The sequence below is a fragment of the Nitrospinota bacterium genome (genome assembly GCA_016217735.1).
In the GTDB taxonomy this organism is placed as follows: Bacteria; Nitrospinota_A; UBA7883; order JACRGQ01; family JACRGQ01; genus JACRGQ01.
In genome coordinates this window covers 1-14473 of record JACRGQ010000053.1, presented here as the reverse complement: position 1 = coordinate 14473, position 14473 = coordinate 1, and the positions used below count along the sequence as shown (strand labels likewise).

The 14473-nt window shown below is 61.6% G+C and carries 12 protein-coding genes; 8 read left to right on the top strand and 4 right to left on the bottom strand.

Annotated elements, in window-relative coordinates; all coding sequences use genetic code 11:
• Nucleotides 1-177: 177 nt before the first annotated feature.
• A complete protein-coding gene (locus HZA03_08900; GenBank protein ID MBI5638072.1) occupies nt 178-375 on the bottom strand; it encodes a DUF2283 domain-containing protein in 198 nt (65 codons plus the stop codon).
• Nucleotides 376-847: 472 nt separating this feature from the next.
• Here HZA03_08900 and proB point away from each other — a divergent pair, with 472 nt between their 5' ends.
• From proB to HZA03_08870, 6 genes are all read left to right on the top strand, one after another.
• Nucleotides 848-2005: a glutamate 5-kinase gene (proB, locus tag HZA03_08895; protein ID MBI5638071.1), complete on the top strand. Its 1158-nt coding sequence runs from the start codon at nt 848-850 to the stop codon at nt 2003-2005.
• Nucleotides 2006-2008: 3 nt separating this feature from the next.
• A complete protein-coding gene (locus HZA03_08890) occupies nt 2009-3253 on the top strand; it encodes a glutamate-5-semialdehyde dehydrogenase (protein MBI5638070.1) in 1245 nt (414 codons plus the stop codon).
• Between the two features lie 3 nt (nt 3254-3256).
• Entirely contained in the window at nt 3257-3916 is a 660-nt protein-coding gene (locus tag HZA03_08885; GenBank protein ID MBI5638069.1) for a nicotinate-nucleotide adenylyltransferase, read from the top strand.
• A 12-nt stretch (nt 3917-3928) separates the two neighbouring features.
• Entirely contained in the window at nt 3929-4294 is a 366-nt protein-coding gene (gene rsfS, locus HZA03_08880; protein MBI5638068.1) for a ribosome silencing factor, read from the top strand.
• A gap of 5 nt (nt 4295-4299) precedes the next feature.
• Entirely contained in the window at nt 4300-4665 is a 366-nt protein-coding gene (locus HZA03_08875) for a TraR/DksA family transcriptional regulator (protein ID MBI5638067.1), read from the top strand.
• Between the two features lie 84 nt (nt 4666-4749).
• Complete coding sequence (locus HZA03_08870; protein MBI5638066.1) at nt 4750-5046, top strand: hypothetical protein; 297 nt, start codon at nt 4750-4752, stop codon at nt 5044-5046.
• 44 nt (nt 5047-5090) lie between these two features.
• On the opposite strand, the gene HZA03_08865 is transcribed toward HZA03_08870, so the two are convergent.
• Nucleotides 5091-5609 (bottom strand): adenine phosphoribosyltransferase, encoded by a 519-nt coding sequence (locus HZA03_08865; protein ID MBI5638065.1) that lies wholly within the window; start codon nt 5607-5609, stop codon nt 5091-5093.
• 279 nt (nt 5610-5888) lie between these two features.
• Between HZA03_08865 and HZA03_08860 the strand changes: the two genes are divergently transcribed.
• On the top strand, nt 5889-7085 hold the full coding sequence (locus tag HZA03_08860) for a hypothetical protein (GenBank protein MBI5638064.1): 1197 nt from the start codon (nt 5889-5891) through the stop codon (nt 7083-7085).
• 83 nt (nt 7086-7168) lie between these two features.
• Here HZA03_08860 and HZA03_08855 read toward each other — a convergent pair whose 3' ends face one another.
• Both HZA03_08855 and HZA03_08850 read right to left on the bottom strand, forming a co-directional pair.
• Nucleotides 7169-10594, bottom strand: coding sequence for a UvrD-helicase domain-containing protein (locus HZA03_08855; protein ID MBI5638063.1), 3426 nt, complete (start codon nt 10592-10594; stop codon nt 7169-7171).
• Nucleotides 10578-13736: a PD-(D/E)XK nuclease family protein gene (locus HZA03_08850; protein ID MBI5638062.1), complete on the bottom strand. Its 3159-nt coding sequence runs from the start codon at nt 13734-13736 to the stop codon at nt 10578-10580. The genes HZA03_08855 and HZA03_08850 overlap by 17 nt, the downstream gene beginning before the upstream one ends.
• 209 nt (nt 13737-13945) lie before the next feature.
• Here HZA03_08850 and HZA03_08845 point away from each other — a divergent pair, with 209 nt between their 5' ends.
• Nucleotides 13946-14257 carry a hypothetical protein gene (locus tag HZA03_08845; GenBank protein MBI5638061.1) on the top strand — a complete coding sequence of 104 codons (312 nt, stop codon included), beginning with the start codon at nt 13946-13948 and terminating at the stop codon, nt 14255-14257.
• Nucleotides 14258-14473: the final 216 nt, after the last annotated feature.

Sequence of the window (14473 nt, the reverse complement as noted above, 5' to 3'; positions counted from 1 at the left end):
AGTTTGAAACGGCGATTATACTCTGAAACCCTTGCTGCATTAAAGGATAGAGAGATTTGGGTAGTGTATTGGGTTGAGAATATTTAGGTGATGATTATAAAGGGTGTCATTCCCGCCCCGTATCAAGTTCGGGGTAACCTCCGGTGGGAATCCAGAAAGCTCGCCTTGCTTAATTCGTCAGGAGGCTTTTTCCAGCGTGTCGAGGCTGGCGACGGGGAATTTGCGGCTGGCATCGAGAATTTCTATGCTGATGATTTTATGGTCTTTGGTGGTATGCAGGACAACACCCTCCTCAATCTCGACACCGCCATCGGGTGTTCCGGCGGAAAGTTCAATGTATGCCGCATCTGCTTCCTGATCGTACCGTACTTTCATAACATCACCTCTTGAACGCCTTTTTTAAAGGATACGCCGTAATGACATAAATTTCACCAATATTCCGGTCTGGATCCCCGCCTTCGCGGGGATGACACCCCGTAATCGATGCTTGGCGGAAAGGACTATTTAATGCTCCGCTTAATGCTCCGCGAATATCCCCCGCCATCGCCCCAATCTCCGGCTAAGGGCAATCACGATGTGCAAAGAAATAGCTTCTCACCATGATTGATGGTATCAATGCCACTTGACTGACTCAGCATGATTTTCACCCATTGGGTGATTTGGGGGTGGCTTGGTACCGCAGGATTCATCCTGCGGTTGCCCCCGAAGGGGGTAAGCCCTCTTGGCCCTTACGGGCCAACAACAGGTTGAAACCTGTTGTACCGACGCAATGTTCTTCCTTATCCGGAGATTTGGGCATCGCGCACACGGTTGGTTTTCCCGGTTCTTTCTGTTACTTTTGAATGATATGGACAGGGAACAACGTTTATCCGTCCTGCGCGGCGTGCGGCGCGTGGTGGTCAAGATCGGCAGCGGTGTGCTGAAAAGCGGCGGCGAAACCGAACTGTGCCACGACACCATGCGGCGGCTGGTGGAAGACATCGCCATGCTGCGCGCGGAGCGCAAGTGCGAGGTCGTTCTCGTCACCTCCGGGGCGGTCATGGCGGGGCGGAAATATCTCGGCCTTCCCAACGGCAAGCTCACCATTCCCCAAAAACAGGCGGCGGCCGCCGCGGGGATGTCCAAGCTGATGGCGCATTACGACAGGTTTTTCGGCGAGCGCGGCATCAAGGTCGGCCAGATACTGCTCAACTACGACGATATCGAAGACCGGCACTACAACATCGAAAACACGCTGAACACGCTGCTTGGGCTGGGCGCGGTTCCCATCATCAACGAAAACGATTCCACCGCGGTGGACGAGATAAAGTTCGGCGACAACGATTCGCTGGCGGCGAAGATCAGCCCCATCGCCAAGCCCGACCTGCTGCTGATACTTTCCGACGTGGAGGGGATGTATGACGCCGACCCCCGGAAAAATCCCGGCGCGAAGCTGATTCCGGATATTTTCAAAATCGGCAAAAAAGTGCTGGCCCAGGCGGGGGAGGGCGGCGCCGGCAGCGGCACCGGCGGGATGCGCGCGAAGGTGGTGGCGGCGAAGATCGCCACCGATTACGGCGTCGCCACGCTCATCATCTCCGGCAAAAAAGCGGGCGCCATCCGCGAAGCGTTTTTCGACGGAACCGGCGGCACATTCTTCCACCCCTCGTCCGAAAAACTGACGGCGAAAAAACACCGCATCATGCACATCTCGCGTCCCAAGGGGATTGTGGTTATCGACGCGGGGGCGAAACGGGCCATATTAAAGGATGGCAAGTCGCTGCTTCCCAGCGGTATCGTGGAGGTGGACGGCGGTTTCGAAAGCGGGCAGGTGGTCGCCATCAGGGATCAGGAAGGAATGGATGTGGCGCGCGGCGAGGCGAATTACAGCGCCGGCGAGCTGCGGCGGATCATGGGGCGCAAGTCCGCCGAGATAGAGCGGATACTCGGCTACAAGAGCTTTGACGAAGTGGTGCACCGGGACAATATGGGATTGATCGCCGCGGGAACTCCGAATGGGAATTGAAGAATGATCGATTTTGACGTTATCGGCAAACGGGCGCGGGCGGCGGCGCGGGAACTGGCGCTGCTTTCCACGGCCAAGAAAGACGATGCGCTGCGCCTGATGGCGGATACGCTGGTGGCCCAAAGCGCGCGCATCGAGGCGGAAAACGCCAAAGACGTGGCCGCCGCGAAAAAGGCGGGATTGGATGACGCGATGATCGACCGGCTGATCCTGAATCCGAAACGGATAGCGGAGATGGCGGACGGCGTACGGCAGATAGCGTCGCTTCCCGACCCGGTGGGGCGCATCTACGACGAAACGGTGCGCCCCAACGGCATGAAGGTGGCCAAGATACGCATCCCCATCGGCGTTATCGGCATCATCTACGAAAGCCGCCCCAACGTCACCGCCGACGCGGCGGCGCTCTGCCTGAAGAGCGGCAACGTGGTGATCCTGCGCGGCGGCAGCGAAGCGTTTTTCAGCAACCGGGCCATCGCCGCCATTTTGTCCGAAAGCCTGCGGCGGGCGGACATCACGCCGGACGCCGTCCTGTTCATCGACACCCCCGACCGCGAGGCGGTGATGCAGATGCTGAAAGCGGACAAGTATATCGACGTTATCATCCCGCGCGGCGGCTACGGCCTCATCAAGATGGTCAGCGAGAACAGCCGCATCCCGGTGGTGAAGCACGACGCCGGCGTCTGCCACGTCTACATCGACGAGGGGGCCAACCTTGCGATGGCGCAAAACATCGCCATCAACGCCAAGGTGCAGCGCCCCGGCGTATGCAACGCGGCGGAAGCGCTGCTGATACACAAAAACTGGCTGAACAACGCCCCGGCGCTGCTGGACGCGCTGGCGGCAAAAGGAGTCGAGCTGCACGCCGACGAACGTATCCGCGCGGTCTATCCGAAGGCGAAACCGGCAACGGCGGACGATTGGGGCGCCGAATACCTCGCGCTCATCATGGCGGTGAAAGCGGTCGATTCGATGGACGAGGCGGTGGACCACATAGAGCAATACGGCAGCCACCACACCGAGGCGATTGTCACCCCCTCGGCGGAGCGGGGCTGGGAGTTCGTCCGCCGTTGCGACAGCTCGGCGGTGATGGTGAACGCGTCCACCCGGTTCAATGACGGCGGCCAGTTCGGCCTCGGCGCGGAGATGGGGATTTCCACCCAAAAGCTCCACTGCCGCGGGCCGATGGGTCTGGTGGAACTGACCACCTACAAATATTTCGTTTTGGGCGAAGGCCAGGTAAGGACGTAGCCGGTGAAGATCGGCCTGCTCGGCGGAGTGTTCGATCCGATTCATATCGGGCACCTGAACTGCGCCAACCAGGCGGCGGATATTTTCGGGCTGGACAAGGTTTATTTTCTTCCCACCGCCGTGCCGCCGCACAAAAAACAGCGCGGCGCATCGGCCGACGACCGTTGGAACATGGTGCAACTCGCCATCGCCGGCCATCCGCTCTTCGAGGCGTCGCGGTTCGAGATGGACCACGCCGGTCCCAGCTACACCATCGACACCGTGCGGTGGTTTAAAAAAAACCGCGCGGGGGAGCTTTACTTCATCCTGGGGCTCGACGCCTTCGGCGATATCCATCTGTGGAAAGCCGCGCGCGCGTTGCTGCAAAGCTGCAACTTCATCGTCGTCTCCCGGCCCGGGGGAGAACCGGGCGAAGCGGCCGCGCGGCTGGCGGAAAAATTCCGCGCGCTCGGCCTGCCGCTAAAACGGCTCAAGGGAGGGGACGCGCGGGCGGCCCTGCTGCGCGCCGAAGGGTCGCCGTACCGCATCGCGGTCTGCCGCATACCGGAGATGGATGTTTCCTCCACCACCGTACGGGAAAAAGTCAAGGCCGGCAAATCAGTTAAATACCTTGTTCCGGAACCGGTGGAGCATTATATTAAGAAAATGGAGATGTATAAATAAGTGGCAAAAGAACTGACAACGGCCCAGCGGCAACAGCTTGCATCCTGCTATGCGGCCGCCACGGAGAAAAAAGCCGAGGAGATCGCGGTGCTGGATTTGCGGGGCATCACGGGCATCGCCGATTTTTTCATCATATGCAGCGGCAGCTCGGACCGGCAGGTGCGGGCGATTTCCGACAGCGTTGAGGAAAAACTCCACGAACTCGGCCTTAAGGGGTATCATATAGAGGGAAAGCAAACCGCCAACTGGGTGCTGATGGATTACCACGACATCGTCGTGCACGTGTTCCATCAGACCGCGCGCGCGTTTTACGCCCTTGATGGACTGTGGGGGGACGCCAAGCGGGTAAGTCCCGGCGAATTGGGAGCCGTGGGGTGATTGATATGCCGATGAAAGATGAGGAACGGGAAGTTCTGAAGGCGAAACTGCTCGATCTGCGCAACAGCCTCGTCAACGATGTGGACAACATCAACAAACACTCCAACGACGAGTTCGAATCGGAAGTGCCGGACGTGAACGACGAAGCGTCGCGCACCTACAGCCGGCAGGTGATGCTCTCGCGCGGCGAACAGGACCGCGCCATCCTCAAACGGATCGACGAGGCGCTCGATTCGCTGGAGCGGGGGGACTACGGCATCTGCATTGACTGCGAAGGGGACATCCCCATCAAGCGCCTTATCTCCGTTCCCTATGTGGAACGCTGCATCGATTGCATGACGAAGTGGGAAGAGTCGCAGTCGGTGCGTTGACAACGGCCGTCTGATGCCATTTTTCAGGAATTTTCCCCGCCGCCGTATCCGCGGCGCATGGTATGCCGCCGCGTAGGCCGCGCCATGCCGCGGCACGAATACCGTAAAAACCGCCTTAAGGTCAAACATGCCATCATCAAAGAGGCGATGCCGTACCTGGAGGAAATCCTCACGCTGCCGTTCGTCCAGCTCATCGTGCCGGATGTGATAGACAACCACTCCCACGGCAGAAACCGGATGCGCCTTTCCAGCCAGGCGGTCAACGGATTCAAGCTTACCTTCGGCGGTGCGGGCGCCCAGAAATACCATGTGGTGTGCGAACCGCTGGAGGAACATCGCCGCGCCATCGAGGCGGCCATCGCCCGCATCGCGGGGCGTTAGCCCGGTTCAGTTGATCGCGGCCGCCGCGGTGCGGCTTGCCCCCGCTATTTGCTCGTTATCATGCTGTAGCAGTCGTAGCCCTTGAGCTTGTCCATGCCATGCAGGAAGCCCAATTCCACCACAAAGGCGATGCCCATAACCTTCGCGTCCAGTTTTTCCACCAGGTTGGCGGCCGCCTTCATCGTTCCCCCGGTGGCGAGCAGATCGTCCACCAGCAATACGCGGTCGCCGGGGCGGAAGGCGTCCTTATGTACATGGATTTCGTTGGTGCCGTATTCCAGCGCGTATGATTCCGATATCGTTTCAGCCGGCAGCTTGCCCGGTTTGCGGATCATCGTCATGCCGCAGCCCAGCTTATAGGCCAGCGCCGAAGCAAGAATCAGCCCGCGCGCCTCGATCCCCGCCACATGGTCTATCTTCATCCCCTTGTAGCGGTCATGCAGGGTATCGATGATGCCGCGAAACGCCTCCGCGTCGTTGAAGGCGGTGGTAAGGTCCATGAACATGATTCCCTTCTTGGGGAAATCCGGAACCACCCGGATGCGGCTTTCAATTTCTTCGATGGATAATCGCGGCATTGTTCTTCTCCTCAATAACCCCAAAATGATATAAAACCCCGTTTCAGACCCCGCCAAGTCTACCATATCCACCGTAAAGATAATTTATCCGCCTGCCGAAAAGTTACACATGGGATAAAAAAGCCGCCCTCGAATAGGGGGGGCATAATAAACTTTTTTATCCCGTAAAGAATCCGGCCTTTCTTCCGAAAGGAGAAATGGCCGGGAGTGTTGTATCTCGGCCTGAAAAGATAAGTGGTTGTTTTGATATAAGGAAGTTTGGAAATGGCTCTTGGACTTGGCAGTGCGCGGCTCAATGTGACCGCGAAAGGTGCGCCGCCCCCGCCTGTGCAGCAGGTGAAGCCGGCGCGCACCAGCATTGCCGAAGACGCCGTTTTTATCCCCAAGCCGCACAAGCGGGTCGACTTTAAGGTGAACGTCCCCGGCGGCGGCACCGGCGAAGTAAATGTGGGGTTTGGCGGCGGAAAGTCCGCCGGAAAACCGATCCCGCTTCCCGGGCAGGCAACCGACAACGGCGGCGGCGTCATGCAACCGATTGGCGCGCAGGATGTAACCGGCCAGAACATCTCCTACGGGAGTTTGGGGCAACACGGTCTTACCGCCGAGTTCGGCAAAGCGAGCTACGCGGCCCCTGAACAGTTGGTGAAAACGGAATACGCCGCGACGCCGAAAAAAGACTTTACCGCCATCGCGTCGCAGGAAGAGGGGCGGCAGACGAACAACGCCAAGCAGACGCATTACACCCAGCAGTATGACGCGTATGGCCGCCCGCGGATCGGATTCAGCCGCGAGCCGTACGATTTCGCCGCGACGAAATATATGTCGAAAACCTCGCAGATAAAATTCCAGCAGAATATGCAGGCAACGCGGCAGGCTTATGGCAAGTACGCCGCCAGCGGCGCCGCGCCGGAAACAGGGGCCGTGCCGCAATCCGGGGATTTGAATGTCACGGCGCAGCCTGACGCCGCGATGGCGGATTCCGCGCAAGCCCCGGCGCAACCGGAGGTGATGACCCCCGAATCGGTAAAGATAGCCAAAGGGCTGATCGATCCGAAAGAGACCCCTAAAAACTTCATCGGGGCCGATAAAGCGCTGAAAGAGGGGATGGTTTCCTACGATCCGAAAGAGGCCAACATCCTGGGCGGCGCCAAGATGCAAAAAGGGATGATTGATCCCGCGAAGGCGGCCGCACCCGAAAAAACGGACATCCCCGATCCCAAGGAGACGCTTCTTAAGGGAGAATCGGCCCTCGTGGTGGCCGAAAAAATGGGGATGACGGCGAATGCCGTCATGAAGCCCGCCGCCGATACCGGCCTTGGCGGCAAAGCGGTTGGCGAAGTCGCCGCGATGATGGGAATGAACCTTTCGGCGGTGCTCACCGCCCGCCCCGAAAAAGTGGCCGATTTCCATGCCGCCGCCCCGTTGCTGAAATCCAACGCGGCTATCTCCGTCTCCGCCTGAACGGCGGTTTTTTCCCCCGCCCTTTTCGGGCGAAGTTTGCGCGTTAATCCCCGGCGGGGAAGGGAGGGGCGGAATGGTGCTCACTATCCGCCCCGGGTATCCCCTTGAAAGGGGAAGCAGAAGCGGTGGAAACCGCAAAAACGGTCGGGACATGACGCGGGCGGTACGGCCGGCCATTCCGGCATACGTCCTCCGCTCCCCTCGAACGCCACGATTTTTTCCGAGTCGGCGGTCAGCGCCGTTTCGATGCGCCCCAGTTCGTCCGGCGTCACCGAATCCTCTTCCGTTGCGGCGTCCTTCCCCCGCAGGTAGACGAGGGCGCAGGTGATACCGCCGGTAACCGGCAACGCGCGCGCCGCCGCCAGCGCATACAGGCGCGGCTGCATCATCGCCTCGTCCAGTTTGGCGCGCGCCGGTTTTTCGGCGTATTTGTAGTCGATGACATAAACGTTCCCGGCGCGGGTAAAAGCGAGCGCGTCCATGGTGCCCGCCAACAGGCAGCGCTCTTTTCCCCGCGCATAGCCGAGCGTGAAAGGGATTTCCCGCCCGAAGCTGTGCAGCCCCTCGCGCCGCAGTTTTACGAAAATATCCCGGCCATACAGATTTACCACGGCGCTTTTGGCCTCTTTTCGCGTCGTTTTGTCCAGCCCCGCGAGGTGTGCCGCCGCCCCCTGTTCCGCGGCACGGCGGAATTCCTTTTCCGGGGCCGTGAAATCGAGCGTTTCCAGCAGCGCGTGTACGGCGGTGCCGGCTTCGGCGGCGGGAGTGCGCCGTGCGCCCGCCGGGCCTGGCGGCGGTTGCAGGCCGTGTATGTGCCGCAACAGATATTTTCGGGGACATTTGCGGAATGCGGTGATCTGCCCCACCGAAAGGCGAACCACGCCCCCCCCGTTGGGACGCGGCGCTTCGGCAATTTCCGGCGCGGCCGGGGGAGCGGGGAGCGTTCGCAGGACATCCCAAGCCGATTGCCGGGGCGCGGCGGCGGGCGGAGGGGCGCTCCCGGTGATCCGCGTGAAAAGATGCGGCAGCCGCGCCTGCGCCTCCAGCAGCATCACGAGCCGTTCGGCCCCCTTTTTTTTCAGGCTGCCGGAAAGAACGAGTTTGTCCTTCGCGCGGGTGCAGGCCACATAAAAAAGCCGTTCCGCATCGTCCCGTTCCTTCGCGTCGATGAGCGCCTTCACCTGTTTGTAAACCGCCCCCTGATGCGTGGCGAGCCGCGCTTTGTCCATGTATTTCAACCCCAGCCCCGCGCGGAGGTGGAAGGCCACGGGCGACGGCCGGCCACGCGCCGCCGCGGTGACGTCCGGCACGAAGACCACCTTGAATTCCAGCCCCTTGCTCTGGTGTATCGTCATGACCTTCACCACATCCATATCGGGATTGGCGATCACCGCCTGCGGCTCGGTCTCATCGCCGTCGATCATGCCCAATATTTCACGGGTGAAGCTTTTTAGCGCGGCGGTGCCGCCCCTGTCCTCCGCGCGGGCGAGCTCAATCACTTTTTGCACATTGGCCACCTGCTGCAACCCGTTCGGCTGCGCGCCGAGGATGCCGGTTATCCCGCTTTCGCGCAGCGCCGTTTCAATGATCTCCGACACCGTCATCCGCCCTTTCGCGCGCCTCAGCCGCCCCGTCCAGTCCTCGAAGTGGCGGTATTTTTCCCGCTCCCCCGCGTCGGCTATGGCGCCGGCGTCCGCGCGATCCGGCGGCGCGGGCTTCATATCGGCTCCGCGCCGCAGCGCCAGCAGCGTTTCATCCGAACAGCCCGCGTATGGGGAGCGCAACGCCGCCGCCCACGAAACGAGGTCGCCGGGGTCTTCGATGAATGCGAGCAGCGAGACAAGGTCCCGCACCTCCTGGCTTTGGTAAAAACCGGCCCCCTTGTGTACGGCCAGCGGGATACCGTAGGCGCGGAAGACCGATTCGTACAGCGGCAGCGCGGTGAACTTGCGGAAGAGGATGGCGATGTCGCGGTAACAGGCGGCACCTTCGGCCGCCATATCGCGGATGCGCGAAGCGATGCGGCGGGCTTCGAGATACCGGTTTTCATCGGCGGAGGCGCTGTTTTCGTTTAAAAAAAACTCCACGGCGGGGCCGCCCGCGGTGCGGCCGCCCGCGGCGGGCGGCGCGGTCTCGCATTCGTCATCGGCGGTAAACAGCGCCGGAACTGATTTCAAGATCACTCCGTTGGTGAAATCGACCAGTTCCTTCACGGAGCGCCGGTTGGTTTTCAGGAAGAAAAGTTCGCCGCCGCGCTCCGTGATCTCCTTTTTGGCTTCCTTAAACACGTCCACGTCGCCGCCGCGAAATCCGTATATCGCCTGTTTGGGATCCCCCACCACGAAGAGTTTTCCCTCCCCCGGCGCGGCAAGCAGGTAGATAAGCTCTTTCTGGATATGGTTCACGTCCTGAAATTCGTCCACCAGCACCTTGCGGAAATTCCGCTGGTAGGCGGATCGGATATCGGGATTGTGCTTGAAGAGGGCGATGGTCATTTCCTCGAGGTCGTCGAAATCGAGCCGTCCGCGGTTTTTCACGCCGGTCTGGTAATGGCGGCGGAACTCTTCCAGCAGCGTGGTCAGCGCCTCGGCCTGCCGGTGCGACAGCGCCCCGGCGACGTCGTGCTCGATCCCTTCAAGCGTCTCCTTGATTTGTTTGAGTTCGGCGGACGCCTTTCGTATTTTTCCGGCGTTGATCCCTTTGCGCACCGCCACGGCCAGCCGCACCGCTTCTTCGGGATCGGCGTCCAGCGCCGCCTCCAAAACCGGCAGCAGCCGTTCCGCGCGCGCCAACATCTCCTTCGCCTCCGGGTTGCCGGAATGGGATGCCGCGATGGAAAAATCGCGCCGCAACGCGGCAAACCGCCCGTTGATAACCGCGCGGTGTGCCGGCATAAAACCGGCGTAGGGGGCCAACAATGCGCCGTGCGCCATGCCGGACGCGCGGGCCAGCGGCAACATATCCGCCAGGATGGCGGCAAGCGAGCCGTCGTTGTTTCCGGTTCCCGCGAATCCGTAACGGTACGCCAAATCCATCATCGCCGCGTCGCGCCGCCGGAGTTTAAGGGTGAGGAACTGCCGCAGCGCCCCCTCCATCAGCGTCCGCGCGCGCCGCTCGTCCATGATCTCAAAAAGCGGATCTATCCCGGCTTCCACCGGATTTTCCCGCAGCACCCGCGCACAGAAGGAGTGGATGGTGCTGACGTAGGCGCGCGCCATACGGCGGCGGCTGGCGGCAAAGTGGCGGTGAAGCCGCGCGGCGGCGGCATCCATCGGCGCGTCCGCCGCCTTCGCCGTTATTTCGAAGATGCGCGTGGCGATCCGGCGGCGCATTTCGTCCGCCGCCTTTTCGGTGAAGGTGATTGCCGCGATATTCTCGATGCCGGGGAACCGCCCTTCCGTTTCGGTGGAAAGCTCGTGCAGGAATTTTTCCACCAGCAGCCAGGTCTTGCCCGTCCCGGCGGAGGCATGAACCGCCGTATCGCCGCCGAATTTAAGAATCGTTTCCATCGTCTTCCGTTTCGGCTCCTTTCACCGGGCGGTAGCGGCACAGCCGCCTGAAATCGCAGGAACGGCACTCCTGGGCATTCGCCGGGGTAACGCTGAACTCGCCGTTTTCCACGCGCGACACCAGCGCGCGCAGTTTTGCCCCAAACTCCGGCGCGGCATCAAGCGCCGCCGGCGTTTCCCCGCCGCAAGCGTCAAAGACGGATGCGGCATGTTTGGTCATCTCCTGATCCTTTCTCAGCGTGAGATAGGCGGCGAAACCGCCCGCCGGGGGCGGCGTCAACGAGGGGGCGAACTCCTTCATCACCGCATACAGGTATATCGGCACCTGAAAACTCCGTTCAAAAAAATTCTCCGGGGCGAGCATTTTCTTGTACTCGGTGATCTTTGCGCTGTACTTGTAATCGATAATGCGCAACATCCGCCTGTTGTGCAGGTAATCGATCCGGTCGACGGAACCTTTCAGCCGCAACGGCGCGCTTCCTTCCATCGTCACCGGCGGAATGCCGTCTCCGCCAAACGTGTATTCAACCGCCAGCACGCTATAAGGGTCTTCGCCGAATATTTCCGCTTCACGCCTGAGATAGCCGCGCATTGCCTGCCGCACCTGTTCGCGGGTGATCTCCCAAATGGCCGGTTCCGCCTTGACCCCTTTCCCTTCGTATTCCGCGAATGCCGCATCCTCCGCGATCCGCATCCGCCGCTCCCGCGCCCCCAGCGGATCGAGGTGGGCGGCGGCGGGAATGGCGGCGCGCGCCCCGCCGTGGTATTTTTCCAGGATCAGGTGGACAAGGGTGCCGGCCTCGGTCCGTTCCAATCCCGGTTCGGGAAGTTTCAGCGGATCCAGTTCCAGCACCTTCTCGGCGAAATAGCGGAAGGGGCATTTGGCGTAGCGTTCCAGCGTGGTGGGCGCGAACGTGCGGCGCACCCCTTCGTCGAAGTGGCGGCGCAGCGGCGCGAAGGCGGCGTCCAGCCTGCCGGTGTGGCGGTTGCTGGCGGTGGCCCGCTTGGTTTCGTCAAATTCGCCGTAGAACGCGAGACGTTCCAGCTCGATCCCGCTCTTCCCGCAGGAGAGGGCGAACCGCCGGTCACCCGCGAAGCGGAGGTAGTAATCCTTCAGCGCGCCGGCCGATTCCGGCCCCCGCGTGAACAGCTCGCTCAGCAGTTTGGCCTGTTGCGCCTCGGCATCCAACTGCGCGGAGAAATCTTTTTCCAGCGCCACGGCGGGGGTGTCCGGCTTTTGCAGTTGCGGAAAGGCCGCGGTGATCTCGTCCAGAAAGGGGCTGCGCGCCAGTTCCGCGCCATCCAGGTCCGCCGCGCTGTGGCAGAAGGTGACGCTTTGCGTGGCGGCGCGCATGCCGAGGTAAAAGAGGAACGACTCCTCTTCCCACGATTCCCCCAGCCGGGAGAACACGGCGCGACCCCGGCGCAGGCGCGGCGATTTTTCCAGCGCCGTTTCGGCGTGGCGGCGGTTGAAGGCCAGTTTTTCCCCTTCGCCCAGCACCGCGCCGCGCAGCACGCGGCGGGGAAATTCGCCATCGTGCAAACCGCAGATAAAGACGTGCGGAAACGTCAGCCCCGGCAACTCGTTGACGTTGAGCACGTAAACATCGTTACGGCTGGAACGGGTTGGCACGGCGGCGTTCCCCAGCGATTCGGCGATGACGCGGCGCAGGTCGCGCCAAGTGAACGCGGCGTCGCGCATCGCGAGATGGTCCACCGCGCCGCTCAACAGCTTCAGCGTTTCCTCGAGGCGGGCGCGGGCGTGATAATCGCGCATGGCGAAGGGCTGATCGGGCCGGAGCGGGGCGGGATCCAGCAGTTCCAGCGCCGCTTCGAACTGTTCGATGCACTGCGCGGCGCGGCCGGCGCGGGCCAGCTTTTCCAGCGCTTCCACCAGCGTTATGAACCGCGCGGCGGTTTTTTTCATCCCCGTGTGCCGGGGGTGCCGCAGCTTTTCCTTCCCCATGGCGGACGGCCCGCCGGTGATGCCCGCGTCGATCAGCAGCCGGTCGGCGGCATGTGCCGCCACCCCGGCGGGGAGAAACGCGAAGTAATCCGATCCGGCGAGGCGGCTCACCTCGTCGCGCGCGAAATCCGTTTCGATGGCGGTGAAGACGGCCATCACCGTTTTTATGTGCGGGTTGTCCGTCAGCGGCACCCCGCGCCGGAGGTAGATGGGAATCCGGGCGCGGCGGAACACGTCTTCCACAATGCCGCCGTATTTCTCGATGTCGCGGAAGACGAGGCAAAAATCCGACCATTCCCCTTCCCCCTTGGCCTTGAGGATGGCCTCGGCGATTTCTTCGATCTCGCGGTAGCGCCCGGCGTGGCGGATGACGGCGGCGTGGCGTTCGAGGCCGTCTATCGGCGCGGGCTTCCCTTCGCCAAACAGCGCGGCGGCGAAGCGCGCCAGCGGCCCGCCGTTTTCGCCGGAGGGTTCGCCGAAGGAAAGCTCTATCCGCCCCGCGTCGTCTTCGAGGCCCTGGAATTTTTGGATGTCGCGCTCCACGAAATCGAATACCTTGCGGCGGTCGTCGGGAAGCGGAAAGTGGATCACCACCGGCACCAGCCGCTGGATGAGCCGCAGCATCTCGAAGCGCGAAGGGGCGAAGTGGAAAACATCGTGTATGTGCAGCGCCTCCAGCGCGTGGAACGGGCGGGGGAGCGCATCCGCGGCGGCCAGCGATTGCAGCAGCATCCGTGTCACGTCGGCGGTGTCGCGCAGGCCGTGGCGGTCCAGCAGACGCTGGTAGCGGCGGAAGACGGTGCCTATCCACTCTTCTTTCCCCGGCGCGTAGCCGGTGATGGCATCCAGCCCGTCCGGTGTCACCAAACCCAGCTTGAGCTGCTGCACCAGATCCCCCAGCGAACGGATGAATCCCTCGGTGCCGGTCAGCAGCGCGAGGTGGGGCCGTTTGCGGAAGGCGGGGTCGGCCGTCACCGCCTCGTGCAACAGCAGCTCGCGGGCGATGGCGTCCGCCGCCCCGCCGGGGCAGAGAAGATGTTCAAGGGAGCTTTCGAATTCCTGAAAGCTCATCACCGGCGTTCCCAGCAGCACACCCGCTTTTTCCAGGGCAAGCAGCCGCGTCATTTCGGCTTCCGCCTTTATCCGGGTGGGATAGATGTGCAGGGTATCCGCCATGCCGCCATTTTAACCGCATATCGCGGAGGGCGGGAGAAGAAAGGGGAGGGTTAAACCGTCACCTTGCCCATGTTGTAAAAATCGATGAGCTGATTGATGACCTCGTTCCCGGTCTTGCCGCCGCCCGCGGTTTTTTCCTTGAACGCGGCCAGCAGGTCGTCGCGCACTTCCATGGTGATATTGGTGTATCCCTTCCTTGCCGGGGGGATATGCTGGGCCGGGGGGCGCGGGGGAGCGTGTTGCGGGCGCGGTTGTTGATGCTGCTGCGGACGCGGCTGCTGGTGTTGCTGCTGCGGACGCGGCTGTTGATGGCGCGGCTGTTGCGGACGGGCGGGCTGGCCGCCGAAACCGGCACTCCCCTGCCGGGGGCCGTAGCTTTGCGCGCCGCCGCCGGTCTGCGGCGTAAAGGTGTGGGCCATCAAGTCCACGCGATAGTTTGGCGATACGGATTTCGGCTGACCGCTGCCGCGGTGCCCCGGCGAACCTTGCTTCTGCGCGGAACTCCGGTTATTTTGGCGTGAATTATTTTTGCGAAACATCAGATTGGATTAACGTTAACAGACGTGCGATGCTTTGTCAAACAGTACATGGCATGATGTGTTGCGAGCACATTAACCGTCCGGTGTAGGAGCACATTACCTGTCCGGTTATATAAAACGTCCATGGAGGCGTTTTATGAGAAAGACGATGTTCGGGCAGGAGGTGTTACTCATGCGATTTCAAGAAGCGCATAGCGG

Bases quoted from the DNA above. Each gene is read 5' to 3' on its own strand.
- HZA03_08900 (MBI5638072.1), bottom strand. From the start codon at position 375: ATGAAAGTACGGTACGATCAGGAAGCAGATGCGGCATACATTGAACTT.
- proB (MBI5638071.1), top strand. From the start codon at position 848: ATGGACAGGGAACAACGTTTATCCGTCCTGCGCGGCGTGCGGCGCGTG.
- HZA03_08890 (MBI5638070.1), top strand. From the start codon at position 2,009: ATGATCGATTTTGACGTTATCGGCAAACGGGCGCGGGCGGCGGCGCGG.
- HZA03_08875 (MBI5638067.1), top strand. From the start codon at position 4,300: ATGCCGATGAAAGATGAGGAACGGGAAGTTCTGAAGGCGAAACTGCTC.
- HZA03_08870 (MBI5638066.1), top strand. From the start codon at position 4,750: ATGCCGCGGCACGAATACCGTAAAAACCGCCTTAAGGTCAAACATGCC.
- HZA03_08860 (MBI5638064.1), top strand. From the start codon at position 5,889: ATGGCTCTTGGACTTGGCAGTGCGCGGCTCAATGTGACCGCGAAAGGT.
- HZA03_08855 (MBI5638063.1), bottom strand. From the start codon at position 10,594: ATGGAAACGATTCTTAAATTCGGCGGCGATACGGCGGTTCATGCCTCC.
- HZA03_08850 (MBI5638062.1), bottom strand. From the start codon at position 13,736: ATGGCGGATACCCTGCACATCTATCCCACCCGGATAAAGGCGGAAGCC.
- HZA03_08845 (MBI5638061.1), top strand. From the start codon at position 13,946: ATGCTGGGCCGGGGGGCGCGGGGGAGCGTGTTGCGGGCGCGGTTGTTG.